This is a genomic window from Sporosarcina sp. P37, from assembly GCF_002109365.1.
Classification (GTDB): Bacteria; Bacillota; Bacilli; order Bacillales_A; family Planococcaceae; genus Sporosarcina.
Map to the genome: position 1 here is coordinate 234,308 of NZ_CP015349.1, position 24,877 is coordinate 259,184.

General features: G+C 44.7%; 26 protein-coding genes. 5 read left to right on the top strand and 21 right to left on the bottom strand.

Translation table 11 applies throughout. The features are described from left to right. The first annotated feature begins 74 nt into the window (after window positions 1-74). Entirely contained in the window at window positions 75-1,427 is a 1,353-nt protein-coding gene (locus SporoP37_RS01315; RefSeq protein WP_099662739.1) for an MATE family efflux transporter, read from the top strand. Window positions 1,428-1,715: 288 nt separating this feature from the next. On the opposite strand, the gene SporoP37_RS01320 is transcribed toward SporoP37_RS01315, so the two are convergent. From SporoP37_RS01320 to SporoP37_RS01365, 10 genes are all read right to left on the bottom strand, one after another. Further along, complete coding sequence (locus tag SporoP37_RS01320) at window positions 1,716-2,375, bottom strand: CAP domain-containing protein (RefSeq protein ID WP_085430017.1); 660 nt, start codon at window positions 2,373-2,375, stop codon at window positions 1,716-1,718. 179 nt (window positions 2,376-2,554) lie between these two features. Next, on the bottom strand, window positions 2,555-3,454 hold the full coding sequence (locus SporoP37_RS01325; RefSeq protein ID WP_085430018.1) for a CobW family GTP-binding protein: 900 nt from the start codon (window positions 3,452-3,454) through the stop codon (window positions 2,555-2,557). Window positions 3,455-3,516: 62 nt separating this feature from the next. Further along, window positions 3,517-5,013 carry a lmo1851 family serine protease gene (locus SporoP37_RS01330; protein ID WP_085430019.1) on the bottom strand — a complete coding sequence of 499 codons (1,497 nt, stop codon included), beginning with the start codon at window positions 5,011-5,013 and terminating at the stop codon, window positions 3,517-3,519. Window positions 5,014-5,094: 81 nt separating this feature from the next. Next, window positions 5,095-5,799: a purine-nucleoside phosphorylase gene (gene deoD / locus SporoP37_RS01335; RefSeq protein ID WP_081242001.1), complete on the bottom strand. Its 705-nt coding sequence runs from the start codon at window positions 5,797-5,799 to the stop codon at window positions 5,095-5,097. Between the two features lie 77 nt (window positions 5,800-5,876). Then, on the bottom strand, window positions 5,877-6,101 hold the full coding sequence (locus SporoP37_RS01340) for a YozE family protein (RefSeq protein WP_081242002.1): 225 nt from the start codon (window positions 6,099-6,101) through the stop codon (window positions 5,877-5,879). 15 nt (window positions 6,102-6,116) lie between these two features. Further along, entirely contained in the window at window positions 6,117-6,542 is a 426-nt protein-coding gene (gene msrB, locus SporoP37_RS01345; protein ID WP_081242003.1) for a peptide-methionine (R)-S-oxide reductase MsrB, read from the bottom strand. Continuing rightward, window positions 6,539-7,069, bottom strand: a complete 531-nt coding sequence (msrA, locus tag SporoP37_RS01350) for a peptide-methionine (S)-S-oxide reductase MsrA (protein ID WP_081242004.1) — start codon at window positions 7,067-7,069, stop codon at window positions 6,539-6,541. The genes msrB and msrA overlap by 4 nt, the downstream gene beginning before the upstream one ends. Window positions 7,070-7,082: 13 nt before the next feature. Then, window positions 7,083-7,655: a YpmS family protein gene (locus SporoP37_RS01355; protein ID WP_085430020.1), complete on the bottom strand. Its 573-nt coding sequence runs from the start codon at window positions 7,653-7,655 to the stop codon at window positions 7,083-7,085. Window positions 7,656-7,663: 8 nt separating this feature from the next. Continuing rightward, window positions 7,664-8,467 carry a GDSL-type esterase/lipase family protein gene (locus tag SporoP37_RS01360; protein ID WP_085430021.1) on the bottom strand — a complete coding sequence of 268 codons (804 nt, stop codon included), beginning with the start codon at window positions 8,465-8,467 and terminating at the stop codon, window positions 7,664-7,666. Between the two features lie 25 nt (window positions 8,468-8,492). Continuing rightward, complete coding sequence (locus SporoP37_RS01365) at window positions 8,493-9,329, bottom strand: DegV family protein (protein ID WP_085430022.1); 837 nt, start codon at window positions 9,327-9,329, stop codon at window positions 8,493-8,495. 82 nt (window positions 9,330-9,411) lie between these two features. Here SporoP37_RS01365 and trhA point away from each other — a divergent pair, with 82 nt between their 5' ends. Continuing rightward, window positions 9,412-10,047 (top strand): PAQR family membrane homeostasis protein TrhA, encoded by a 636-nt coding sequence (gene trhA / locus SporoP37_RS01370; RefSeq protein WP_081242008.1) that lies wholly within the window; start codon window positions 9,412-9,414, stop codon window positions 10,045-10,047. Window positions 10,048-10,056: 9 nt separating this feature from the next. On the opposite strand, the gene SporoP37_RS01375 is transcribed toward trhA, so the two are convergent. The 7 genes from SporoP37_RS01375 to SporoP37_RS01405 all read right to left on the bottom strand — a co-directional run bounded on the left by SporoP37_RS01375 (window position 10,057) and on the right by SporoP37_RS01405 (window position 15,951). Continuing rightward, complete coding sequence (locus tag SporoP37_RS01375) at window positions 10,057-10,539, bottom strand: dihydrofolate reductase (RefSeq protein WP_081242009.1); 483 nt, start codon at window positions 10,537-10,539, stop codon at window positions 10,057-10,059. Between the two features lie 12 nt (window positions 10,540-10,551). Next, window positions 10,552-11,493, bottom strand: coding sequence for a thymidylate synthase (locus SporoP37_RS01380; RefSeq protein WP_085430023.1), 942 nt, complete (start codon window positions 11,491-11,493; stop codon window positions 10,552-10,554). Between the two features lie 110 nt (window positions 11,494-11,603). After that, a complete protein-coding gene (locus tag SporoP37_RS01385; protein WP_085430024.1) occupies window positions 11,604-12,191 on the bottom strand; it encodes a YpjP family protein in 588 nt (195 codons plus the stop codon). A 372-nt stretch (window positions 12,192-12,563) separates the two neighbouring features. Further along, window positions 12,564-13,343, bottom strand: a complete 780-nt coding sequence (locus SporoP37_RS01390) for a class I SAM-dependent methyltransferase (protein WP_085430025.1) — start codon at window positions 13,341-13,343, stop codon at window positions 12,564-12,566. Beyond that, on the bottom strand, window positions 13,340-13,771 hold the full coding sequence (locus SporoP37_RS01395; protein WP_085430026.1) for a BrxA/BrxB family bacilliredoxin: 432 nt from the start codon (window positions 13,769-13,771) through the stop codon (window positions 13,340-13,342). The genes SporoP37_RS01390 and SporoP37_RS01395 overlap by 4 nt, the downstream gene beginning before the upstream one ends. 102 nt (window positions 13,772-13,873) lie before the next feature. After that, window positions 13,874-14,884 (bottom strand): PIN domain-containing protein, encoded by a 1,011-nt coding sequence (locus tag SporoP37_RS01400; RefSeq protein WP_081242014.1) that lies wholly within the window; start codon window positions 14,882-14,884, stop codon window positions 13,874-13,876. Between the two features lie 182 nt (window positions 14,885-15,066). Next, window positions 15,067-15,951: a D-alanyl-D-alanine carboxypeptidase family protein gene (locus SporoP37_RS01405; RefSeq protein ID WP_081242015.1), complete on the bottom strand. Its 885-nt coding sequence runs from the start codon at window positions 15,949-15,951 to the stop codon at window positions 15,067-15,069. A 244-nt stretch (window positions 15,952-16,195) separates the two neighbouring features. Between SporoP37_RS01405 and SporoP37_RS01410 the strand changes: the two genes are divergently transcribed. Further along, window positions 16,196-18,379 (top strand): YhgE/Pip domain-containing protein, encoded by a 2,184-nt coding sequence (locus SporoP37_RS01410; protein ID WP_085430027.1) that lies wholly within the window; start codon window positions 16,196-16,198, stop codon window positions 18,377-18,379. A 223-nt stretch (window positions 18,380-18,602) separates the two neighbouring features. Continuing rightward, complete coding sequence (locus SporoP37_RS01415) at window positions 18,603-19,637, top strand: S-layer homology domain-containing protein (RefSeq protein WP_085430028.1); 1,035 nt, start codon at window positions 18,603-18,605, stop codon at window positions 19,635-19,637. Window positions 19,638-19,842: 205 nt separating this feature from the next. On the opposite strand, the gene SporoP37_RS01420 is transcribed toward SporoP37_RS01415, so the two are convergent. The 4 genes from SporoP37_RS01420 to arsC all read right to left on the bottom strand — a co-directional run bounded on the left by SporoP37_RS01420 (window position 19,843) and on the right by arsC (window position 23,317). After that, complete coding sequence (locus SporoP37_RS01420; RefSeq protein ID WP_085430029.1) at window positions 19,843-21,933, bottom strand: DUF262 domain-containing protein; 2,091 nt, start codon at window positions 21,931-21,933, stop codon at window positions 19,843-19,845. Between the two features lie 537 nt (window positions 21,934-22,470). Further along, window positions 22,471-22,683 (bottom strand): alpha/beta-type small acid-soluble spore protein, encoded by a 213-nt coding sequence (locus tag SporoP37_RS01425; protein WP_081242019.1) that lies wholly within the window; start codon window positions 22,681-22,683, stop codon window positions 22,471-22,473. Between the two features lie 45 nt (window positions 22,684-22,728). Continuing rightward, on the bottom strand, window positions 22,729-22,884 hold the full coding sequence (locus tag SporoP37_RS16780) for a hypothetical protein (RefSeq protein WP_155961280.1): 156 nt from the start codon (window positions 22,882-22,884) through the stop codon (window positions 22,729-22,731). Window positions 22,885-22,897: 13 nt separating this feature from the next. After that, window positions 22,898-23,317 carry an arsenate reductase (thioredoxin) gene (arsC, locus tag SporoP37_RS01430; RefSeq protein WP_081242020.1) on the bottom strand — a complete coding sequence of 140 codons (420 nt, stop codon included), beginning with the start codon at window positions 23,315-23,317 and terminating at the stop codon, window positions 22,898-22,900. A gap of 408 nt (window positions 23,318-23,725) precedes the next feature. Between arsC and SporoP37_RS01435 the strand changes: the two genes are divergently transcribed. Next, window positions 23,726-24,787: an acyltransferase family protein gene (locus SporoP37_RS01435; RefSeq protein WP_085430030.1), complete on the top strand. Its 1,062-nt coding sequence runs from the start codon at window positions 23,726-23,728 to the stop codon at window positions 24,785-24,787. Window positions 24,788-24,877 lie beyond the last annotated feature (90 nt).

A 24,877-nucleotide genomic window follows, 5' to 3' on the forward strand; every position in this document is an offset into this window, starting at 1 on the left:
CCTATGTCTTTAACGATATGTATTTCATGCTACAATAGTCAATGTAAAAAATGAAAGTTGAGGATAGTAAAACTATGACTACTGCAGCGAAACCTTTACAGCAAAAAACGTCTATATTCATTAAAATCATGATTCCGATTGTTATTACGCAAGTGGCACTCTATCTGATGTCGTTCTTCGATATTCTGATGACAGGACGTTATGATACGTTCCATCTGGCCGGCGTAACCATCGGCAGTTCATTCTGGATACCGGTATATACCGGCCTCTCAGGAATTTTGATGGGTCTGACTCCTATTATCGCACAGCTCATCGGTGCGAAGAATAAAAAAGATGTCCGCCCTACTGTCCAGCAAGCATTATACGTTTCTATCGCTCTTTCGGCAATGATTTTCATTTTGATCAGGTGGGTGGTGCTGCCCGCCATTACGAGAATGCCGCTTGATGCACCTGTTATTGAAGTGGCGTCTTCCTATCTGACCGGAATGAGTATCGGTCTGGTCCCTTTAATGGCCTATACTGTACTGCGTTCATTCTTTGACGCCCTCGGTGCAACCCGAGTCTCAATGTTCATTATTTTATTGTCAGCGCCGATCAATATTGCGCTGAACTATCTATTAATCTTCGGTAATTTCGGATTCCCTGAACTCGGCGGCGCGGGTGCAGGATATGCGTCCGGCTTTACGTATTGGCTGGTGTTCATCATTGCGGTGCTGATTGCCTGGTCGTCAAGACATTTCAAGGAGTACATGCTGTTTCGTAACTGGCAGGGAATTTCTTTCGTCAAGTGGAAAGAGATTTTGCTGATTGGTGTGCCGATCGGTTTATCCATCTTCGTCGAGACAAGCATCTTCTCTGTCGTGACGCTTCTCATGAGCAGCTATTCTGCCCAGGTGATCTCTGCCCATCAGATCGCACTGAACTTTACATCGCTTCTCTATATGGTGCCTCTTAGCGTATCAATGGGCACAACAATACTGGTCGGTCAGTCGGTTGGTGCGAATCAATCAAAAGATGCACGGGAGTATACATACCTGGGCATCGCATTCGCAGTGGTCTTCAGTTTTCTATCCATATTCATCTTGCTGACGTTCCGTGAGTCCATTGCTTCTATGTATACGGCAGACGCTGCGATTATTACACTCGCCATTCATTTCTTCGTCTATGCGGCATTCTTCCAGCTGTCGGACGCTGTACAAGCGCCGATACAAGGCGCACTGCGCGGGTATAAGGATGTAACCATGACATTCCTCGTCGGCGTAGTGTCATTCTGGCTCATCGGATTGCCGACAGGTTTCGTACTCGCACGCTTCACGGAGCTTGGCGCGTATGGCTACTGGGTCGGTCTTATCGTGGGATTGACAGTCGGTGCGGTGATTCTGTCATTCCGTTTACGCTATATACAGAACAAATACCGCGTGATGTAATTCGAGCTGCCTTCTGCTTACGAATAACGGGTGTTGTTTGATGAAGTGAACAGACTGAATCCACATAAACGCTCAATAACCTCGGTCAAGCGCTCTTACTCTGACTGGTTAACCGCTCATTCAACCTTGTTACGCGCTCATAACTTTCAGCAAGCGCTCATTAATTACGTCACACGCTCATACTTGCCGCCTAACCGCTCAATACGCCCCCCGTATTCTGGCAAACTATAACTTCAGCAATTACTATATACAAAAAAAGCCGGTGGAGCGCTTCCACCGGCTTTCGTTTTATTTCTGGATGAACTGCTGTGTCCAGTAATGTCCATTGGCATCATAGCCGATTCCGATGTGTGTGAAGCCCGGTGTCAGGATATTCTGTCTGTGTCCTGCGGAATTCATCCACGCAGTAACGACTTCCTGTGCACCGCGCTGGCCCATCGCAATATTCTCTGCTGCCGAACGGTATGTAACTCCATTCATCTTCATCTGATCAAATGGTGAACCGTATGTCGGGCTAGTATGCGAGAAGTACTTATTCGCCGCCATGTCTGCTGATTTCTGTTTTGCTGACTTCTGAAGCGCCGCATCAATCTGCAGCGGCTTGAGGCCTGCTTTGGTCCGCTGTGCATTTGTTAAATCGAGCACGGCCTGTTCCGTGGCAGAAACATTGGCAGTTTGCTGCTGGGACGGATTATTGGTTTGCGGTTTACTTGGCTGTGCCGGCTGCTGCTGCGCAGGCGGTGTCGGTTTCTGCACCGGTCTGCTTGGTTTCTGCGGTGCCGTTTTTTGATAATGGTAATTTCCCCAGTAGTACGAGTACACTTGCTGATTTGATACATTCCATGTGTACGTCTTTGTTTGTACCTGATTTGTCGTGCTTGCCTCTGCTGCATGAACAGGCAAAAGAATAGCTGAGCTTAATAAGATGACGGATAACGATTTTTTCATCTTGGTCCCTCCTTTTCTACGCAACCTATCATAACGTCAGAGAAAAGGAGAAATCTTGGTAAATCAAACCATTTTGTCCAGTGAACTCTACAAAGCTATGAAATGAGAGTTTGAGTCACCTGAGTTTTGGCAACATTATCCGTCAAAGCTGACTATTACCAATAAAAAGCTATTGACACCTAGTTTTCAGGCACATATTGGATATTGTCGAGCTGTTCGCCGATGATCACTAATTTCGATGGAATCTGGATATATTCCGGCATCCAGTTGACCATTCCGTATGCGTATTGAAATAAATGAGAGTAACGCGAGCCTTCCAGCTGAATATACCCTTTCATCCGATAGACAGAGTCCGGTATTGTCCGCACCCAGTCTTCAAAGTGCTCTTGGTTGATCGGCTGATCGAATGACAGCGTTTTGGAAGTGAGCGGTAATCCGCTGCCTGTCGCAACGGGTTGCTTCGGCGCTGCCGCGTTTACCCTCTTCTCGATGTAACTGAAATCAGCTTTCGCTTCCACCGTCTGTATAAGCGGTGCATAGCTGTTGAATTGCGTTACCTGCATCGTCACAAATGCCAGCTGGCTGTCTGTCAGCAGATCGGTTTTATTCAGCAGCAGAAAGTTCGCGTGGCGAATTTGCTCCAGGAATAATGTAAGCATGCGCGGAGAGAGCTTGTCACGGTCGATCCAGCGCTTTGCATCGACTACGGTAACAATCCCCTTAACATCCAGCTGATCAGCGAATAACGGAGAGCAGACAGCGTCTAACGCCTCCACCGGATGTGCAGCGCCTGTCGTCTCAATAAACAGCACATCAATTTCAGGGTAATCTGTCAGCAGCCCCTGTAACTGCGCCTCTGTTGATTCAGCACCTGTACAGCAAATGCAGCCGTTCAATAATTCTTTTAGCGGTACTTCTCCCGCATCCTCTACAATTCGACTGTCGACATTCAGTTCGCCGAATTCATTCATCAGAACGGCGGGCTGTCTGCCGGACTTCTTCACCTGCTCCACCAATTGAACAAGTAGCGACGTTTTGCCGCTTCCGAGAAAGCCGCTGAGTAAATATACATCCATCATGAATTTTCATCCTTTCCATAGAGAACACGCGTCCAACCGTAGCTGGACGCGTGTTCAGATCATTATGAGTTGATTTCTTTCAGGACAATTTCTTTCGCTTTCAGCAATTGCGGGTCATCTTCTTTCATTTTGTCCCGTAATTTCTGCATTAAGCCAATTGTCGTATCACCAGTAAGCACACCTGTCTGATCCTGTGACAGATCTTTCTGCAGTGCTTTAACTGCTTCAGTTGTATTGCTGTCATAAAGGCCATCTGCCTCGCCCGGATCATAGCCGACCGCTTCAAGCATTTCTTCAGCTGCCTGCACGGAAGGCGATACGAGCCCTTCGTCCATCTTTTCGGATGAATCCAAGTACGGCAGTGATGCATACGACGGATAAGGCACGTTCACATCCGGTTCGATGCCTTTTTTATGGATCCAGTTGCCGTCAGGTGTCAGCCACTTAGCAGTTGTCAGCTTCAAGTTTGATCCGTCCGGCAATTGTGTCGGTGTCTGGACCGTTCCTTTACCGAACGTTTTCACACCCACGATCGGAATTCCGGCAGACTCTTTCAGCGCCCCGGCTAAGATCTCAGAAGCAGATGCACTGCCTTCGTCTACGATCAATGCGACGGGAACTGTTACTTTTTGTCCGTCTGATGCCGGATATGCTTCAGGCGCCATGCCTTTTTCTTCTGTCTGGAATAAGATCTTTCCTTTTTCCACAAAGAGATCGGAAATGTCGATGGCACCGCTTAAAATGCCGCCCGGGTTCTGGCGCACGTCAATGAGGACGCCTTCCATGCCTTTATCGGTCATTTCATTGAATGCCTCGAGTAATTCCTCATACGTGTGTTCAGAGAACGATGTAATGTTGATATGTGCAATATTATCATCAAGCATCTCTGCGTAGACCGTATTGATCGGGATCACGTCACGGACGATTTTTACGTCAAATGGATCCGATTTCTCACCGCGTCTAACAGACAATGTAACTGTCGAGCCTTTTTCACCGCGGATCAGCAGCACTGCTTCAGATGAAGACATGCCTTGTATGCTTTCGCCGTCTACGGAGAGAACGACGTCATTTGGCAGTAAGCCTGCTTTTTCAGCGGGCGAATTTTTAATCGGTGAAACGATGCTGATATAACCGTTTGATTCTTGAATTTCCGCGCCAATCCCTTCAAAGCTTGAAGAAATACTTTCATTCAATTGTTTCGCTTCTTTTTCATTCAGGTAATCGGAATACGGATCACCCAGAGAATCAACCATTCCGTTAATCGCACCGTCAATAACGACTTGATCATCCACATCGTCAAAATAGTTTTCTTTCAGTTGATCATATGCATCGAAAAGTTTTTTAAACTCTTTTCGTTCACTTCCCACTTGCTGTGGCTTGACGACTTCTACAACCTTTTCATCACCGACCGTCAGCGCGAAGAATGTGACGGCTGCTGTCGACAGCACAAGGAAAAAAATGAGCATGATCAATGAAAACGGTTTGATTCGGAGATAGCGGCCGGATTTCGGCGCGTCCGGCTCCTGTTCTCCGTTCTCACGCGAATCGTTTTCGTTCATTGTCTTCCCTACTTTCTAAAATCCCGTGAAAAGACCGCTGCCAGGAGCGGTCTTTGTTCACAAGTTCTCTATCCATTTGTATTAGTCCGCAATCGCTGCGTCAAGTGCCACTTCAATCATTTCGTTGAATGTCGTCTGACGCTCTTCAGGTGTTGTGATTTCGCCTGTAATGATATGGTCACTTACTGTTAACACTGCCAATGCTTGACGGCCGTAACGGGCTGCGAGCGTATACAGAGCCGCCGCTTCCATTTCCACTGCCAATACGCCGTGGCGGGCAAGTTTTTCATGCTGTGCGTCTTCATTATAGAAGAAATCTTCCGTGTAGACATTCCCCACTTGCAGGTGCAGACCTTTTTCCTTCCCTGCATGATACGCTTTCAACAGTAAGTCGAAGTTTGCAATCGGCGCAAAACGGATCGGTCCGAATGACACATCATTTAATGAGGAATTCGTTGTTGCCGCTTGCGCCAGAATGACGTCACGTACTTTCACGTCTTTCTGGATCGCGCCGCACGTACCGACACGGATCAATTTTTGTACGTCAAATTCCTGGATCAGTTCTGTTGCATAAATCGAAATGGACGGTACACCCATCCCTGTGCCCTGCACGGAAATACGCTTTCCTTTGTATGTGCCGGTAAAGCCGAACATGTTCCGAACTTCGTTATACTGCACCACATCTTCTAGAAATGTCTCTGCAATATATTTTGCACGCAGCGGGTCTCCGGGAAGAAGAACCGTTTCCGCGATATCACCTGGTTTTGCATCAATATGTATACTCATTCATTGTCCGCCTCATTTCATTATTTTGTTTTCATCATACAGTGATTTAGAACGAGATGCAATGAAGGCCTTAGCCGTTACCTGCTGCATAAGTCTGTATACATTGCATAAAGTTCATCAAAGGTTGTTGAACGTAAATCATCATCCGCTTTGTCTTCAACGTAACGGGACAAGGAATCGAAATCCTCTTCATCCTTCGGAAAACTTGCATCGCGGAACATTTTTTCTGCAAACAGCGCTTTTACATCATCGCTTCCGCCGCCGCGAAATCTCAGCGCGAAATGATAAAAGGATCGATCCATCACCGTCACCTTCCCTCACTCAAATAACCTTTTGTATTCGCTGTAGCCTTCTGATTCCAGGTCCTGTACGGGAATAAAACGCAGAGCCGCGGAATTAATGCAGTAGCGCAGTCCGCCCTGTTCGCTTGGTCCGTCGGGGAAGACATGTCCAAGGTGAGAATCCGCTGTCTTGCTGCGCACTTCCGTTCGCCGCATGCCGTGAGTCGCATCAAAATGCTCCGTCACTTCTGCCGCTTCAATCGGTTTTGTAAAGCTTGGCCATCCGCATCCCGCATCATACTTGTCTTTTGAGCTGAATAATGGTTTGCCAGAGACGATATCGACATAGATTCCGTCTTCATAATGCGCATCATATTCATTACGAAACGGCGGTTCTGTCCCGTTTTCCTGCGTCACATGATACTGTATTTCTGTCAAGCGATCGCGCAAATCTTTTTTCATGAACGATTCCCCCAATGCTGTTCGATAAATCCTGCACGCCCTGATGCGACAGTGTAGCTCGCATAGCGGTCTGGGTTCTTTTCATAAAACTGCTGGTGATAGTCTTCAGCTGCATAAAACTCCTTGGCCGGTAAGATTTCCGTCACGATTGGCGCATTGAATTTCCCGCTTTCCTGCAGTTCTTTTTTCGACTGTTCCGCCGCTTTCTGCTGTTCTTCAGAGTTAGTATAGATGGCGGACTTGTACGATTCGCCGCGGTCATGGAACTGTCCGCCTGCGTCAGTCGGATCAATTACCTGCCAGAAAATATTCAGTAATTCTTCATAACTGATGACCGTGTCATCAAATTCAATTCGTACAGCTTCGCGGTGGCCTGTTGTATTGGAACACACTTCTTCATACGTTGGATTAACAGTATGTCCGCCGGTATAACCGCTTGTTACTGAATGCACACCATCGTATAGGTCAAAAGGCTTGACCATACACCAGAAGCACCCGCCTGCAAATGTTGCGTATTGTGTTGCCATAATTGTAGCCTCCTTAGTTTTTCGGTATCAATACTTCCAATATAATCTCATCCTGCGCTAAATTCACTTCTTTTGCTCTGACCTGGACGTCACCGGAAATCGGCAAATCTTCCAAATCGATGAAAATTTCTTCTTCTTTCGGACGTACAATCATCCATGACGGAAGCTCTACCGAATTTTTCAGCAACTTGAGTACAGTAGAAGGCGGAATATTCAAATCACCTAATTCCATGGACGATTGCTTTAAAATTAAGTTTCCGTCTTCGCGTACAATCGGATCAAAATGCATGGCGAGCGGCAGTGTATACGAAAACACTGTCAGTTCCGATGTCAGCAGCACATCATCACGCATTTCGAGCTCGACCGGCAATGAGTCTTTTACCGCTTTGCGAATATAAGTGTTCGCAATGCCTTCAAAATTTTTCTTAGTGGTGTTCAGCGCCAGCGTATACCCTTCGTCTTGTTTCGCCGTGTCTTCAGGGAGAGGTGAAGAAGCGGTGGTGCCGCCGATTAAAATGATTAAAACGACCAACGCCGCCGCCACCAGTCCTGCCAGGCTGAAAAATGCTGCTTTCCAAACATTCATTATATCGTTCACTCCACTTCCAGCTCAACGGCTGCACAACTCTTGATTTCGTCTACGAATCGTTCCTCCATCAGATCATACCCTTTACTGTTCGGATGAAAGAAGTCTGTGTGATAAACGAGGTTTTCATTCGAATTAAATAAATCTTCCACCGGGACGAAACAGGACATCCCGTCTTTTTCGACCTGTTCTTCAATCGAAAGGTTCCAATCTGCGATGATCTGCTCAAACTCTTGCACTTCGCTAGTTACAACGGAGAACGGATTATACAGTCCCGCCACAATGATCGGCGCCGTCGGATTATACAACCGCAATAAATCGAATAACTCCTCGATGCGGTTTTCGAATTTGCCAAGCTCTTTATAGAAATCAGACAGTTTCATCTGCATGAAATTCCCTTTAACGACTTTCATGATGTCATTTCCGCCGATTGTGAAGACGATGTAATCCGCCTGAATGACGGCTTCTTGGACATCTTCATTTTCAAGCTGTTTGATAAATTGATCACTGCGCCGTCCGCGTTTCGCTAAGTTTACGGCGTCTACCTCCAATATGCCTTTCCATTGTTCCATATCCGACGTTAACCGTCCGAAATAACCGCCTTCTTTCCGCTCATCGCCGACACCCTGTGTCAAGGAATCGCCCAATCCAAGAACATTCACACGTTTGGGCACAAAGTATTCGGGCACGACAAACGGTTCAAAAGCCACGGTCTCCCGTTCTGAAAGCGTCGTATCTTTTTGGCTGAATGGGGCTTGGCACCCTGCTAAGAACAATGAGAAGACAAATAATAACACTGCTATTCTTCTCATAATGTCATATCCTTTGCCGTTGAAATTAATCGGTATAATACATGAACCCGATTGCGCCTTCTCCCGTATGGGTACTGACGATCGGTGTCGTGAATGTCAGCATCACCTGAATGCCCATTTCTTCAATCTTCTTTTTCAGCGGTTCCGCCATCGCCAGTCCGTTAGCATGCGCAATGCCGACACTGCGGATGACTTTCCCCGCCGTTTCCTTCTTAAACTCTTCCGCTAAATACGAGACAACCTGTTTATGGCTGCGCACTTTTGCAATCGGCGTATAGACACCGTCTTTTAATGTAGCGATCGGTTTAATATTCAGCAACGAACCGAACATCGCTTTGCCTTTACCGATTCGTCCGCCCTTGACCATATTATCAAGCACGTCGACTACAACGAACAGCGATGAGCGTTTGCGGACACTTTCCAGGGCCGCAGCGATCTCCTCTACTGTTCTTCCTTCTTCTGCCAGTCTGCAAGCTTCAAGCACCTGGAATGAGAGGGCGTGCGAGATGAACATAGAGTCAATAACCGTGACGTCTGAGGAAGAGGCGCGGGCAGCTGTCTCTGCAGATTTTACCGTTCCGCTCATGCCGCCTGTCATATGGATCGAAATAATCTGTGACCCGTCTGCACCGAGTTCATCGTACAGCTGCTGGAATACACCGACTGCCGGCTGTGAGCTTTTCGGCAGTTCTTCAGCATCACGCATCAAATCCATGAATTCCTCCGCCTGTATATCGATGCCGTCAACATAGGATTTTTCATTGATAATTAACGTCAGCGGAACAACGTGAATATTGTATTGATCGATCAGTTCATCCGTTAACGCTGCAGTGGAATCCGTGACGATATGAATTTTCTTCATGATTTCTATCTCCTTCGCGTGTGACTATCTGCGATTTTTCATTGTGTATTTGGTATAGTGAGTAGCAGGAGGTGCAGTTCGATTGGAAGAATCATTCGATTACAAGAACCTGCATGAAGAACGCTGGAATGCGATCACCCATGCAATCGGTTTCTTACTCAGCATACCTGCATTAGTCTTTCTGATCTTAAAAGGTGTGAAGCAAGGCACCGGAATCGCCGTCGTCAGCTTCACGATATTCGGCGTGTCCATGCTGCTGCTGTTCCTCGCGAGTACACTCTTACATAGTATGCCGGTCAAAGTGAAATCTTTTTTCGCTATTCTTGACCATTCCGCCATTTATGTACTCATCGCCGGGACGTATACGCCTTTTTTGCTGGTCACCTTAAAAGGTGCGCTTGGATGGACGCTGTTTGGCATCATCTGGGGACTGACCTTGTTCGGTATTTTGTTCAAGATCTTTTTCATTCACCGCTTCGCAAAATTATCGCTTGCCCTGTATATTTTCATGGGCTGGCTGATCATTCTGGCGATTAAACCATTATATGACGCACTGCCGCCAGCCGGTATCTGGCTGCTCGTGATCGGCGGATTATTCTATACAGCGGGCTCATATTTCTATATGACGCGCCGTGTGCCGTATAATCACGCGATCTGGCATCTGTTCGTGATGGCGGGCAGTGCGGCAATGTACTTCAGCGTCCTTCTCTATGTGTAGAGAAGGGCGTTATTTTTTATCCCAAATTTGATACGTATACGGTGTGCCGTCCTGCGCATAGTGCGGCTCAGACTTGCTCGTTAATGTATAGGTTTCTTCATATTCCGGGAAAAACGTGTCGCCCGGATAATGTTTCTCGATGATGGTGACATACAGTCTGTCTGCTCCGTCGTCCATCGCCATTTGGAAAATCTCAGATCCGCCAATGACCATCACTTCGTCCGCGTAATCTTTCGCAAGTTGTACCGCGCTCTCCATATCGTGCACGACCGTAACACCGTCAGCTTCATAACTTGGATTGCGTGTAATCACGATATTTAAACGGCCTTTTAACGGACGGCCGATCGATTCGAACGTCTTGCGTCCCATGATCATCGCCTTGCCCATCGTTTTTTCTTTAAAATACTGAAGTTCTTCCGGAATATACCATGGCATCTCATTGTCTTTGCCGATTACCCGGCCGAGATCATGTGCCACTAATAATGAAATCAATGAAATTCCTCCTTATACTGCAATCGGTGCTTTGATTCTTGGGTGCGGATCGTAGCCTTCGATCGAAATATCTTCCGTCGTCAATTCAAAAATCGACCGGCCGCCGTAATTAACCTTCAATGTCGGCAGCGCTTTCGGCTCTCTCCTTAACTGCTCTTTTACCTGATCCATATGGTTCTGATATAAATGTGCGTCACCTAATGTATGCACGAATTCGCCGGCTTCTAAACCACATTCATGTGCAATGAGGTGAATGAGCAGCGCATAAGACGCGATGTTAAACGGCACGCCAAGGAAGACGTCTGCACTGCGCTGATAAAGCTGACATGACAATTTACCATCCGCTACGTAGAACTGGAACAATAAGTGGCATGGCGGCAAGGCCATATCGTCCACTTCCGCCGGATTCCACGCCGTTACGATGTGCCGCCGTGAGTCCGGGTTATTTTTGATGCTGTCAATCACCTGTGCAAGCTGATCGATGACGCCGTTCTCACTTTCCCACGCTCTCCACTGCTTGCCGTAAACCGGTCCGAGGTCGCCGTACTGCTCCGCAAACTCTTCATCAGCCAGGATGTTCTCTTTAAACGAAGCCAGCTCTGCCTGATAAACTTTCGCAAATTCTTCGTCTTTTAATACACGGCGGCCGAAATCAGTCATATCCGGACCCGTATACGCTTCGCTTTGTACATACCGCTCAAATGCCCATTCATCCCATATTGCGTTACGCTCTTTAATGAGCGTGCGAATATTGGTATCCCCTTTTATAAACCATAGTAATTCTGAGACAATCAGACGAAAAGCCGTCTTTTTTGTCGTTAACAAAGGAAACCCCTGCGCCAAATCAAAGCGCATCTGATAGCCAAAGACACTGTACGTTCCGGTGCCCGTGCGATCTCCCTTTTTCGTGCCTGTATCCAGAATATGTTGACAAAGATCTAAATATTGCTTCATGCTTCAAGCTCCCTCTTCTGAAATTACACCTATTATAACATTGTTTGCCCTTGTACAAAGAGAAAGACACTAGAACCGGGGCACAAAAAAACACACCCCGGAACGGCTGCTTACGAAAGCCATTTCGGTGGTGTGTTTTTGGACCAGTAAATATAGCCCACTGAGTGGTGTGCAACAAATCCGTCTTCCGCTGTGTGGTAGTGGAAGTTGTAAAAGTATCCGTCAATGGGACGTTTTTCCGTCCGTACATGAAAGCGGATAAGATCCTGATTTGCCGTTTGATCATGAACATGGAAAATCTTCTCTGCGTAATCGCCGGAAGGCTGCTCGGTAATCGCAAGACGGCGATCTGCTGCATTATGTACAGTCGTTTGAATTACTGCTTCAATTCTCGGAAAAATCTCGGTATCAAATTCATGCTGAATGACCGGGCCAATACGCTGTCCGAATTTTTCATATGACAATAACCGTGCATGGTCGACCAGCTGCTGATCTTCTGCGCGGCTGTCAAGCGCAAGTACATCGGCCGCTTCGCTGCGCAGTTCCAGTGAATACGCTGTGCCTTCTGCGCGGGCGCCGGTTTCATTCGGTTCGTGTTTGTCTTGCAAGCTTGTCCAAATTTCATGATCGGGTGTAATGACGCCCAGTGTCAGTACGGCGACGGATGCAATCATCAGCCGCTGTAACCATCGCTTCATATTCGTCACTCCTTCAACATTCCGTCATACATCTTGATAACTCATACGAAAAGCATCACAAAAGGTTTCATCTTTTTCTATTTCATTGTACAATAAAGTCAAACTTCAATCATTCTTTTCACAAAATTGTTCTTTGATTGCAAGTTAAGCGGATGGAAACCAACGCGCTACATAAAGGAGGTCGCAACAATGGATGTTAACTTACTACTGGGTATCGGTATGCTTGTATTGACTCTATACTTGAGCTCCCTTAACTTTACACATTGATCCTAAAGCGGTGAACGCCGAAAAAGACAGTATGAGCAAAAAGCTCATACTGTCTTTTTCTGTGCGCGCTATTGCATCCCGCCGCCGCGCCAGCGCAGCTAGTTATCACTTCTCCAGCACACCGTAGTGAACTTTCGTATAGGACCGTATTTGCTGATTAAAGCCGAAGCGCTCAAACACCGGCGACTGATAGTGGTCTTTGAGCACCACCCGGCGTCTGCATACACGCACTGCTTCTGTCACCCACTCTTCTGTTACACTGTTTGTCGCGCCGATTTCACGCAGAACTTCAAAGTTAGCTGATTCCTCGATGGGTGTGGTGAACATCGGATCGAGAAAGACGATATCGCGGGAATTGTCCGGACATGATTTTAAGAATGTAACAGCTTCCGAATGAATGACTTCAATACGTTTCATTGCCTCTTGCAGGAGCGGAAAATCAATCGGAAAGCTGTGCAGACCGGTCTTTGTCAAAAATGCGATGACTTTATCTGCTTCAATTCCTTCCACTGTTCCGTCTTCTCCTGCTATGCTGGCTGCGATGATCGCGTCCGAGCCGAGTCCCAAGGTGCAATCCAAAAATGCATCTCCCGGCATAAGACCGGAAGCTGCCGCGAGCGGATCAGTTTCACCTTTCTCTATACGCTTCAGACGATACGTTGCAGAGTTCGGATGGAAAAAGAATGGTTGTTCGCTTCCTCTTTTATAAAACGAATAGCGGTCCTTCCCCGCCACCAGGACATCACATTGATAGATGTCCTGCAGTTTGGGGACGGACCGCTTTTTCCGTTCGACGGCAGGCGCCTGCAATGCGTCCGCTGCGTGTTTCACCAGTACAGCCGACTGTTCATCAGGACGCCCTGCTGTCGTAATGATCACGTTCATTGACCGACGACTTTCGTCAGGACATCGACGAGGTGTTCTTTAATTTGGTCTTTCTGGAAGTTCTCAATTTGCTCACGCGGAATAAAGTAGACCACTTTGCCTTGATCCCAAATGGCAATAGATGGTGAGCTTGGCGGAATTTCCGGGAAGTACGCGCGGAATGCCGCTGTTGCTTCTTTGTCTTGTCCCGCAAAAACGGTAAATAAGTGGTCAGGTTTCACTTCTTCCACTGCCTCGCGAACAGCAGGACGTGCCAGGCCTGCCGCGCAGCCGCACACAGAGTTGATGACAATAATAGCAGAGCCTTCCAGACCCTCTAATGTACTGTCAACTTCCTCAGCTGTTGTCAGTTCTGTAAATCCTGCAGTTGTCAGTTCTTCGCGCATCGGGGTTACAATCCCGCGCATGTATTCATCGTATGCGTTCATGTGAATATCTCCGCCTTTCATAGTGTTGTATGTTTTATACCGTACCGCTTTTAATAGTAAAGCATATATTCAGTAAATGCCAAGTATCGAGATTCAGGACGGTCAGTTCCGTTCAGTGATAACGATTTTATCCAACGCTTTCACTTCGTATTGCCCGCCCTCCAGAGAAAATACGGCTTCACACGTTATTCGTACCGGATCACTGACTGTTTCCTGATGTTCATCGGCATACCCATACGACGGATCAACGTACATCCGCTTATAGAGGGAGACTTGTGTGTCCGCTGTAATGGGAACATGTACATAGTGATCGGACTTTTTTGCTGCTGATGCCGTACTGACAGCTATGTTTTCCAGTCTGCCTACTGAATTCAAGAAAAACTCCTCTTTAGAAGATTGATTCTTCTTAAATACATAACTGTACAATGTTTCACCGAGCCGCCAGCAGAGATCTTCCATGCTCTGCTGCAAAACTAGCAGCAGCGAGGACTTTACGCAGTCATTCATTACGAATTCACTGTAATATTCTTGTGCCGCCAGAAACTCCTTCACACTGTTCTCTAATTGTAATTGCGGGAATTCTTTTTGCAGATCGGTGTGCAAGACTTTTTTATTTCTCTTATCTGCCGCAAAGTCGGCGAAGTTATTTGTAATAAAGAAATATTGGGCAGATTCGAGGTGATGTTGTTCTTTAAAAAGCAGCAGACTTTCCCAAAGCAGCCCATCTTTAAACTCTTGTTTTCTGTTTTCAAACGGCTTAAGCCCGTCAAAGTATCGTGTAAAAACTTTTTCATACACTGCAGAGTCCGGTTTGAAAACAGTGAAATTTTCATTCAGCTGTTTTTCGTACCGTGTCAGCAGCAGGTCCGTCTCAAACATCCGCACCGGACTCTGCTCATTCCATTCCTTTAGCCTGTTGACAGACTGAATTTTCATATTGTTACTGGAGATGATGTCTTTTGCATGGTCAATCAATTCTTTACTGACAATCTCCGGAAGAATAATTTCACAGTCATCATTCCTATGTACATACCGCAGCAGCTCTTCAATATCCGGGTTAAAAGTGAATTGTTTATCGAGAATATTAGTATCCAAGAAAATATATGTTTTCACTGCACAAGCCCCCCTTTCTTGATCATGCTCTTCCTGTCATAACGATAACATATGAATGAAAAGCAATTATAGAATATTGTAATGAGTCATAAACAGGTACGTTTACAAATGAAACGACATGCGGCAATTAAAAACTGTACAAGCAACAGTTTCCAAGCCGCTTGTACAGATATGCTTTCACATTACTTCATAAATCGCTCAATCATTTCCCGTGTCAGAGTAAAGCGCGGGTCGACAGTATTCCCATCCACTTCCTCCACCCCCATCAGCACCGTTATGATCCGCTGCCCGTTAAACACCCCGCTGCCGGTAAAGCAAGAACCTGCTGCGTCCGTATAGCCGGTTTTTAATCCATCCATTCCCTCCATTTGCATACGCATGCCGGGTAACAGTAGATTCGTGTTCCACATCGTCATCCCCTGTCTTGACGTAAAACTCGGCATCTTCGTAAATTCCAGCACTTCGGGATGTTTTTTGATTAAGCGATCTGCCAAAACAGCAACGTTATGGGCGGACGCCACATTGTTTTCGCTTGGATTTCTCCCTAAATAGAAACCATCTAAGCCGTGCGGGTTGTAAAACATTGTGTCCTTCATGTTAAATGCCTGCGCTTGTTCATTCATCATTGCGACAAATTTTTCTTCTGTGCCGCCCGCAAGTTCAGCAAGGGCAAGTGCCGCATCATTTGCGGAAATGACCGTCATTGCGGTAAACAGTTCGCGCACAGAATAGTTTTCATTCGCTTTCATGCCCAGCTTGGCTGCACTCGCAAACTGGCTTAAGTTCAGTACATTTTCACTCGGCTGATACATCGTATCCCAGGTGAGTGTGCCGTTTTCAATTGTATTCAACACGATATATTGTGTCATTAACTTGGTCATACTGGCAATCGGCAATGGCTTTTTACTGTTTTCCTCATAAACTACCTTCCCTGTCTCCGCGTTCAGCAAAATCATCGCATCGGAGGAAACACTCCACTCCTGCACGGTTTGCTGTGAATCTTTCCATTCCGTAATGACCAGATACACACTGATACATAAGAGCAGAGCGAATAACAGCTTTTTCATACATTCACCTTCCTCAACTGTCTATTATGCAGCAGAAGTCTGCACAATAGTAGCGGTTGTTTCTGAAGATTGTATGAAGAATACGCAATAAAAACACCTATGGCGGAAATATTTTTCACATGTCGATTTGCTTTCGTATTCCTTTCACCGCAGCCCAGCAAAGACTTACAAAAGAATTCAGTTGAATTTTATCATGATGGGCATAATGGCTACTAAGAATATCCAATGGAAAAGAGGCAATGTAATGAAAACAGGCTGGAATATTTTTAAAATGGATTTGCACCATATTCGTAAAAATTGGGTAGCCGCCTTATTAATCGGAGGGCTGACCGTACTGCCTTCTTTGTACGCCTGGCTAAACATCTATGCGACGTGGGATCCATATGGCCATACAAACAACTTGCCTGTTGCGCTTGTCAATGAAGATGAAGGTGCGATGGTTCGCGGCAAGCGGATTGATGTCGGTGCCGAATTGGTGAAAAATCTGCAGGACAATAAAGATATGGATTGGTCATTTACTGCAAAGCAGGACGCGATGGACGGTGTGGAATATGGCGATTATTTCGCGGCGATTATTATTCCTAAAGACTTCTCCAGAAAACTGGGAACAGTCATTGCGGGTGAGCCTGAAAAAGCGGAGATCAGTTATTATGTCAATGAAAAGCTGAATTCTATCGCCCCAAAAATCACAGAAAAAGGAGCTTCTGTCATTGTAGATCAAGTGAGTAGACAGTTCATTTCCACGGTCAACGGTGTCGTACTCAAATTGTTTAATGAACTTGGAATCGAGATTGAGAAAAACTTGCCCGATATTAAGAAGTTCGAAGAATATGTTTTTGACCTTCAAAATCAACTGCCAGCTATTCATCAGACACTCGAAGGGATCGTAGCCGATGCGAATTCTGCCCAGCACATTATTAACAAAGCGCAAAAGCTGTTGCCTGAGGCGAAACAAACCACTTCCGCAGGTCTGCAAACCGTAAGTAACACAATCGATCAGCTGACATTAGCACAACAGCGCCTTGAAACAGCCGCACCACGCATCAGGACAGATCTTGAAAAAATAACGGCTATTACAAATGAAACCAATGACTTTTTGAAACAGATTCAGCAAACAACGCTGGACTTCACTGAATGGGATCGAACAAAACAATCAATAGATGCCCAGGTGACAGCGAGTATGGAAAAGCTGGATGGACTTGAAGCGGATCTGACGAATATAAAAACGGCAGCTGAGCAGCTGAATACTCAGCAGACAGGTGATGCCAATCCGCCCCTGCCTATAGATGGCGCTTTAGAAAAAGTGAAAGACCTCAAAAATCTGTTGAATGAACTGCAGCAAAATGCGCATTCGGTAAATTCTCTCGTGCAGGGCGAAGAAGAACGGCTGAAAAACAGTATAAATGATCTGCAAAAAATTGCCGAAAATACTTCTATCAAGGCCAATTCATTTCTGACGGAATATACGGATACCATCGAGCCGTTGGTCCGTAAAGAAATCGCCCAAGCGCTGAAGACGTTATCAAGAGCGAACTCGCTGTTGAAGGAAGTACAGAAAACCATTCCTGAAGCAGAAAAGGTATTACACAGCACCAATCAACAGTTGACTGACGGAAAACAGCAAGCCGAGAAAGCGTTGAATCAATACCCGTACGTCTACGATAAAGTGAACCGGCTCGCAAAACGGATCAGGGACATTCAAGGAGAGACAGACATTAACGAAATCATCGACTTGCTGCAAAACGATCCAGAAGCTGAACGCAGTTTCTTTGAAGAGCCGATTATTCTGAATGAAACAAAGCTATTTCCTATTAAAAACTACGGGACAGGAATGACACCGTTCTATACCGTACTGTCGATTTGGGTCGGTTGTTTATTGCTCATTTCTTTGCTTTCTACAGATATTCACAGGGAAGGTGCGTTTACGGCGAAGCAAATTTATATCGGACGGCTGCTGACGTTCCTGACAATCGGTTTCGTACAGACGCTCATTGTAACGGCTGGTGATATCATTCTTCTTGGTGTAACAGCCGATGAGCCGATAGTCTTCATGCTGTTTGGACTCTTCATCAGCATCGTGTTCATGTCTATCGTCTATACACTCGTTTCGGTATTCGGGGACGTCGGCAAAGCGATGGCGATTGTGTTGCTGGTGCTGCAAATTGCCGGCTCAGGCGGCACGTATCCAATTATGCTGCTTCCTGCGTTCTTTCAATGGATCAATCCCTTTCTGCCATTCACCTATGCGATTGATTTAATGAGAGAGGCAGTTGGCGGGATCGTCTGGGCCCGCGCTGTAAAAGATATTTTGTTCTTGGCGGGCGTTGGCGTCTTGCTGATCATATTTGGTGTAATATGTAAGGAGAAAACGAACAAAGCTACGAACCGGCTGTTAGCTAAATCACGGGAGACAGATTTGTTTCATTAAATTTGCGAATCGCCGTGACTGTAAAATTCCGGATCTTGTCCATCGCAAAACCTTCTTACGGTGTAAGGAGGTTTTTGGCATGTACTCCATGCAGCTAGGCAACGATACGTTATTGGTTATTTTTATTAAAAGGACATTCTAAATTTTTACAAATTATAGGTCTAATTATTTACTGTCTGTGATATAGTATATTTGGTTTAATAGTGTAAGAGGAGGGATATTTATGAGGAAAATGCAAATCATGATCGTAACGTTCGTATTGTTATTCTCTTTGGCACCAAAGACGGAGGCATCTTCTCACATATTTACAGACGTGCCGAAAAATCATCCGAACTATTCGGCGATTATGTATCTGCTGGATCAAGGTGTACTCACTCCGCAGAAACGATTTGGCCTCGACGATAAGGTCACGCGGGAGGAAGTCGCGATCATGGTTGCCAAAGCGACGGGTCTGGACGGCAGAAAAACGAAAACGAAGTTTAAAGATGTACCCGCGGGCAGATTTTCATCAGGATACATCAATTCTGCAGCGAAGGCGAAAATCATTAACGGCTATCCTGACGGTACATTCAAACCGACACAGAACGTAACGAGAGGTCATATGGCTGCTTTTATTGCGAACGCATTTCATTTAAAAGAAGAGAAAAACATTACATTCAAAGACGTACCGAAAGGCTCTACTTCTTACCATGCGGTACGTAAGTTAGCACATGCCAACATCACGTCGGGCTACCCAGATGGCACGTTTAAGCCCAATCAAACACTCACCCGTTCACACATTGCAGCGTTCATCGCAAGAGCAATGGATCCGTCATTCAGACCGGTGCCGCCTGTTCCAGTGACGCGCGGTATTAATTTTTCTATGAACTTGAGCCAAGTGAAGAAGATCGAAGCATCATCGCCGGCAGTCTTTATGGGGCAGTTTCACGAAGGAAATCTGGTCGCACTTGTGTACAGAGTCACGAAATACGGTTATAACGCTGAACTTATTTATATTTTCGAAAACAATAAACTGAGCGCAATTGCTTATGATTTTCTCGCTGATGATACGTATTATCACAGTTCAGATGAAATCGAAACAATTTATGTCATCCTGAATGACAATGCGAAAAACGAATTAGGCACTCCCTTGTATGAAGGCCAGGAAGGCTATACAGAATTCATCTCCGTTTGGGAAAAGAAAGGGTATCATGCCCTGCTGCAAGTTCATGACAAAGAAGTATATACGTCCGGTGAATTAATATTTATGCCGTACTAATACAGCAGAAGTAGAAAAATAGATATTCTATACGCCACATTAAAAAAATCGTATGAAGCAGACGCGGTAATCTGCCCCATACGATTTTTCTAGTCAGAAGTTCTTTATACCGGTTTGATAGCCGAATAGCTAGAGTGCGATTTGTAAAGACTGCTGTTCTATCAGTATAAAATAAGCTGCTTTTTACGTAAAAACCCCACTTTTATTAATCAGCCGGCGCAACACCCGCCACTTCCCCACGTCCATCCCGCACAAACGGAATATGAAGCAATTCGATTTTCTGTTTTTCGTCTGTAAACTGAACATTCCACCGGGTTTCTATAAAATTCAGCAGTTTCAGTCCGCGCGCAAGAATACCTTCCGCATTCCAATCCGTTTCCAAAGATACTTCGATTTCAGAGTGTGATCCGTCGCTGTATCCTCTTCTGCCATTAGTTTTCGATGATTTTTTGTTTGGAAAACTAGTATTCTGCAAAGAGGAATTTACACTTTGTGACAGCGGCAAAAGATTTCCGAGCGAACCGGACAATATCTTGATTTCAGTAGCAGTATAGTTTTTGAACTGATTTTTCCAGTAATCGTCAGCGGGAGTTTGCGGAAGAATATGTTCGATGGAAACCTTATCTTTTTCAACTTTGGTAAATGGGGTCCAACCGATTTTTTCAATGCCTGTTTTTCTCGCTTTTTCATATTCATACTCATATAAAACATACCGAATATCCCGCCAGCCATAGAAACCGTCTCCATTTGCAAAACGGTTTTCGGTACGGGTGATAAAGCTTTTGATAGCACTGCCCATTCGTTCATCAGTAATTTCGGTTAATGACTGAGTCACTTCTTCAATTGACAGTTCTCCCCTGTATAAACTGCGTGCTTTCCGGTAATAGTCACTGCTTTTAAAACTGGACTGGAAAACACCCATCCTGAACATTACAAATATAAAGCGCTCAATCGTTTTATACAAATCAATTCGCTCAGACTCTGCAACTTTCGTCTGTAAAGAAAGTGCAACTGTCACCAATGGCCTGAAATAACCAATTCCAATACGATTCAGTCGCTCCAACCAGATTTTTTCTTCGCCGGAAAACTCTCCATATTGCGGGAAATAGGAATAGAACCAGTTTTCAGCCGTATGTTTCAAACTGTTCACGTATTCTGTAATATCCTCTGGCCGCAGCTTATTGTGCTCTGCCTTAGTTTCCTCTTCTGCAGGCAGCAGATTTTCTTCATCTTCCTCCATTACTTCAGGACCTGTACTGTCCGGCACTTCATCTTCCACTGCTACTTCATACTTTTCAAATATTTTCTTGGAAGAGAAATAATTCAGTAAGAAATTAATATAGTCATCCCCTTTTTTACGGGTATATTTAAAATACAAAATCCAATGTGCCCGTAAAAACTCATCATCTGAGAGCGGAGACTTCTGGTTTCTGCCAAGCTGATAATATACTTCTTTCCACGTATCATTTATGCGATTTCTCAAGGCCGTTTTATCCATTCCATCCAATTGATATTCATCATATAGCGTAGTTAAATAAATCAGCCGATTTTTAAGTAATTCGAGATTCGTCAGTTTTTTGCCGCGGTTATTCATCGTCTCGAACGCGATGAAAACATCGTAATCTTCTTCTATTTCATGGATATTGAACATCAATTGCTGCGTCAGTTTACGGAACAGAGTTTCGATACCTTCCACGCCGTCTTCTTCATACAGTTTCTGCAGGCACGCAGAGAAAAAATCCTTGGCATATTTCAGGTTTTGCGTATAGTATGTCTCGTTAATCGTACCGCTGTAGGGTTCGTCAAATACTCTGTGAATTAAATATTCAGCGCTTGGATTGTCCGTCTCATAACCGAATAAATACGTTGTGATCAGATTCTGCGGCGGACGCTTCTTAGAAATATATTTCGTGCGTATGGACTGCAGTGTTTGATAGCAAATTACAATGTCTTCTTCATTTTTACCGATATTACATGCATGCCGTTTCACAAAAGATACCATTTCATTGATCAGGATAGAAAAAGTAGTGATCCGCTGCTGGCCGTCCACGATATGATACGCTTTGTATCCCGTATCAAGCAGCCACGTATCATTTCCCCAGTTCTGCGTCTCTTTCCGCGGAACCGCTTTTAATGACAGCATGCCGGTATAATGAAATCTTCCCTCCCGCAAATTCATAATATCTTCCCAAAAATCAATTAGCTGACTTCGTTTCCAAGCGTATCCCCGCTGGTAATCAGGGATACGGAATAACTTATTTTGAAATACTTCTGATAATGATTGCAGATTACTCATTGCGACACTCCCCTAAAGTCATGATAGGAATAAATTTTCTATGTATAGAAGCTTATATAAAAGGACGGCACTGTTTGTTCTATTATACGAGTATGTCTGCTATTTGCCAGATGAATCGGCCGAATTCCGCGAACATTCCTGGTGAAATATTCCCTCTGTCTGCATTTAAAACTATGCTTACACATCCTGCGCTTTTACATTTCGGTGGAATACTTCCGGCTTCTGCTGCCTTTTAGACGAATTCAATGTATGAAAATCCAAATAGGAATGCAACATATGTAGTGACGTCTCTTTTTTATATTTCCCCGCTATTCCTGCAGCGTACAGACGGAGAATAGCGGATAAAGTTTCAAAATGACTACATCGATTTTAGGAATCCGTGCATTTGTAAGTTCTCGTACGGTTATATAAGGAATTGTCATTACTTACTCCATAAAAATAACCTCCCGCCATGTCGGTTAACGACAAAGCGGGAGGTTAAACAGAACCTGTCAATTTTTTATGATACAGATCCTTTTCAAGATACAGCGAAACTGATTATTCCGTGTATCCTTTCATTTGCTGCTGAGCCTGACGCACTAATCGCTTTGTAATTTCTCCGCCGACGGATCCGTTGGCACGCGATGTGGAGTCTGGTCCTAGCTGCACGTTAAACTCAGATGCAATCTCTTCCTTCATCTGGTTGATCGCCTGTTGTACTCCAGGAACTAAAAGCTGGTTTGAGTTGTTATTGCTGTTGCTGTTTGGCATGTTGTCCACCTCCTTGTGACATTAGAATGCTCCACATTTGAAATATCATACTGGCAATGCATGGAAATATATTAAGGATTGCTGAACATCTGCACTTGCCCAGACAGCGCGGATTTCTAAAAAAAGCACCTGCGCAGAAACGTTCGCGGCTGCTTCTTCACTCGCGATTGTTTCTGACACAAGTACTCTTTTTAAGTACATGATCAAATACTTTTTATTCACCTGTTTTAGAGAAGCGTTCAATCCGGGCACCAATTTCATCGCGTACACGCTGGAAGAATGCCCATTTTTCCTCTTCTGTTCCTTCTGCTTTTGCAGGGTCGTCAAAACCCCAATGAGCTTTTTTGATATGAGGCGGCGTCACCGGACACTTATCAGCAGCATCTCCGCAAAGTGTAACGATAAAATCTGCAGCAAATAAAATTTCCTGGTCTATCTCATTAGAAGTTTGATTTGAAATGTCAATGTTTACTTCTTGCATAGCTTTCACTGCATTCGGATTTACGCCCTGAGCTTCAATTCCTGCACTAAGAACCCGCCACTCTTCACCAAGAATCTTTTTGCCCCAGCCTTCAGCCATTTGGCTTCGGCACGAATTGCCTGTGCATAAAAAGTACAGTGTTTTTTTAGACATAATGATATTCCCCTTTTTAATTTTTCTTTAAAAATGCTTTCATTCAATTCCTATCTCCCACGTACAAGCAGGTTCTTTAATTCCTATGCATTCATATAAGTCCGTACTTATATGAATTAGATTATAACAGAATCCCCGACTTCACTCATCAGCCGATTGAGTCTATTCCGTTTTTACCTCTTCCTTAGTACCGATATTTTTTCAATAATAAAAGAACAATAGCAGTCAATATTTTTTGATGCCACTTCAAAAATATTCAAAGCAGTCAGTCTTCCGTAATAAATCAATAAAATTCTCCTGATATTTACCAACTAGCTTACAATTTTGAGTCAAATTTGTAACATTACATTCCTGCCTATCGATAGGTTGTACAATCGATGTACATCAATTTTCGTTAGGAGCCTGATTATGAATAAGAAACGTTTATCCTGGGTTGATGCCGTCAAAGGGTTTTTAATGATTCTTGTCGTTATTGGTCATTATCCTGGAGAGCTTGATTTTCCATTTGATCAGTATATCTATTGGTTTCACATGCCCGCTTTTTTTATTTTAAGCGGCTTGTTCTTTAAGCCGGCTGCGGAAAAAGGTTTAATGAAACAGTCGATAAAAAAACGATTTATGCAGTTGATTGTCCCTTACTTGTTTTTCCTGGTAAGTATTACACTGATTCGCTACGGCATAGAGATTAGTTCAGGTAATCTGGATTTTTCTTGGTACGTAAATGATCTTTGGACACTTGCTGTCGGCGGACGTTTTGTGCGTGGTGCGTACGGTGTGTTCTGGTTTATAACTACACTTTTCTTTACGTATGTAATTTTCTTATGGATGACTAAATATTTTAGCCGCACGAAACAATTTGTGATATTGGCTGTCTTTTACAGTATTGCCCACGTTGAAAGCGTATTTGCGATGCGCGTCATTGACGGCACGCCATCTTCTGCGTCCCAAACGATTCCTATGATTTGGAACATAGATGTTGCACTCATCGCAGTCGTCTATTTCGCCTTTGGTTATTATATGAAAAACATTTGGATGAAAGTATCCAGAGGCTGGCTGCTGGCTGGATTAATTGCAAGTATCACAGCGGTTTTACTTGATAGGAGTCATGTGATTGACTATCATCTGAGCATGAAGTTTTTGCGTTATGACCACTTTATTTTGGATTTGATCATTCCGCTTTCATTCACACTTGTAATAGTCGGGATTTTCCAGCTCGTCGCCTCTAATTTGTCTTTAACATGGCTGCAAAATATCGAGAAGCATTCGTTAACGATTATGTATTTGCACATCTTTACAGATAAATTGTTAAACGATTATATTACGTATGGCATTCTTGGGTACACAGCATTTGGAATTACTGTGCCAATTGCACTTTCAGTCATTATACAAAATTTTATACCACATGGAAAAGTGCTCCTTGGCGGATTTTCACAAAAAAGGATGACTGCGAATCGCCCAATAACTGAGTAAGGCACTTCTCCTATTTGCAGTGAATATAGAAACGAACGTAACGAACTGCGTCACCGTTACACAAAATTAAAAGTACTTGTGCAGGAAACA

Bases quoted from the DNA above. Each gene is read 5' to 3' on its own strand.
- SporoP37_RS01405 (WP_081242015.1), bottom strand. From the start codon at position 15,951: ATGAAAAAGCTGTTATTCGCTCTGCTCTTATGTATCAGTGTGTATCTG.
- SporoP37_RS01365 (WP_085430022.1), bottom strand. From the start codon at position 9,329: ATGAAGAAAATTCATATCGTCACGGATTCCACTGCAGCGTTAACGGAT.
- SporoP37_RS01420 (WP_085430029.1), bottom strand. From the start codon at position 21,933: ATGAGTAATCTGCAATCATTATCAGAAGTATTTCAAAATAAGTTATTC.
- SporoP37_RS01380 (WP_085430023.1), bottom strand. From the start codon at position 11,493: ATGAAGCAATATTTAGATCTTTGTCAACATATTCTGGATACAGGCACG.
- SporoP37_RS01330 (WP_085430019.1), bottom strand. From the start codon at position 5,013: ATGAACGAAAACGATTCGCGTGAGAACGGAGAACAGGAGCCGGACGCG.
- SporoP37_RS01425 (WP_081242019.1), bottom strand. From the start codon at position 22,683: ATGCCAAACAGCAACAGCAATAACAACTCAAACCAGCTTTTAGTTCCT.
- msrA (WP_081242004.1), bottom strand. From the start codon at position 7,069: ATGGCAACACAATACGCAACATTTGCAGGCGGGTGCTTCTGGTGTATG.
- SporoP37_RS01325 (WP_085430018.1), bottom strand. From the start codon at position 3,454: ATGATGGATGTATATTTACTCAGCGGCTTTCTCGGAAGCGGCAAAACG.
- SporoP37_RS01390 (WP_085430025.1), bottom strand. From the start codon at position 13,343: ATGAACGTGATCATTACGACAGCAGGGCGTCCTGATGAACAGTCGGCT.
- SporoP37_RS01315 (WP_099662739.1), top strand. From the start codon at position 75: ATGACTACTGCAGCGAAACCTTTACAGCAAAAAACGTCTATATTCATT.
- SporoP37_RS01410 (WP_085430027.1), top strand. From the start codon at position 16,196: ATGAAAACAGGCTGGAATATTTTTAAAATGGATTTGCACCATATTCGT.
- SporoP37_RS01385 (WP_085430024.1), bottom strand. From the start codon at position 12,191: ATGAAGCGATGGTTACAGCGGCTGATGATTGCATCCGTCGCCGTACTG.
- SporoP37_RS01355 (WP_085430020.1), bottom strand. From the start codon at position 7,655: ATGAATGTTTGGAAAGCAGCATTTTTCAGCCTGGCAGGACTGGTGGCG.
- SporoP37_RS01435 (WP_085430030.1), top strand. From the start codon at position 23,726: ATGAATAAGAAACGTTTATCCTGGGTTGATGCCGTCAAAGGGTTTTTA.
- SporoP37_RS16780 (WP_155961280.1), bottom strand. From the start codon at position 22,884: ATGTACTTAAAAAGAGTACTTGTGTCAGAAACAATCGCGAGTGAAGAA.
- arsC (WP_081242020.1), bottom strand. From the start codon at position 23,317: ATGTCTAAAAAAACACTGTACTTTTTATGCACAGGCAATTCGTGCCGA.
- deoD (WP_081242001.1), bottom strand. From the start codon at position 5,799: ATGAGTATACATATTGATGCAAAACCAGGTGATATCGCGGAAACGGTT.
- SporoP37_RS01320 (WP_085430017.1), bottom strand. From the start codon at position 2,375: ATGAAAAAATCGTTATCCGTCATCTTATTAAGCTCAGCTATTCTTTTG.
- SporoP37_RS01340 (WP_081242002.1), bottom strand. From the start codon at position 6,101: ATGGATCGATCCTTTTATCATTTCGCGCTGAGATTTCGCGGCGGCGGA.
- msrB (WP_081242003.1), bottom strand. From the start codon at position 6,542: ATGAAAAAAGATTTGCGCGATCGCTTGACAGAAATACAGTATCATGTG.
- SporoP37_RS01415 (WP_085430028.1), top strand. From the start codon at position 18,603: ATGAGGAAAATGCAAATCATGATCGTAACGTTCGTATTGTTATTCTCT.
- SporoP37_RS01395 (WP_085430026.1), bottom strand. From the start codon at position 13,771: ATGAACGCATACGATGAATACATGCGCGGGATTGTAACCCCGATGCGC.
- SporoP37_RS01360 (WP_085430021.1), bottom strand. From the start codon at position 8,467: ATGAGAAGAATAGCAGTGTTATTATTTGTCTTCTCATTGTTCTTAGCA.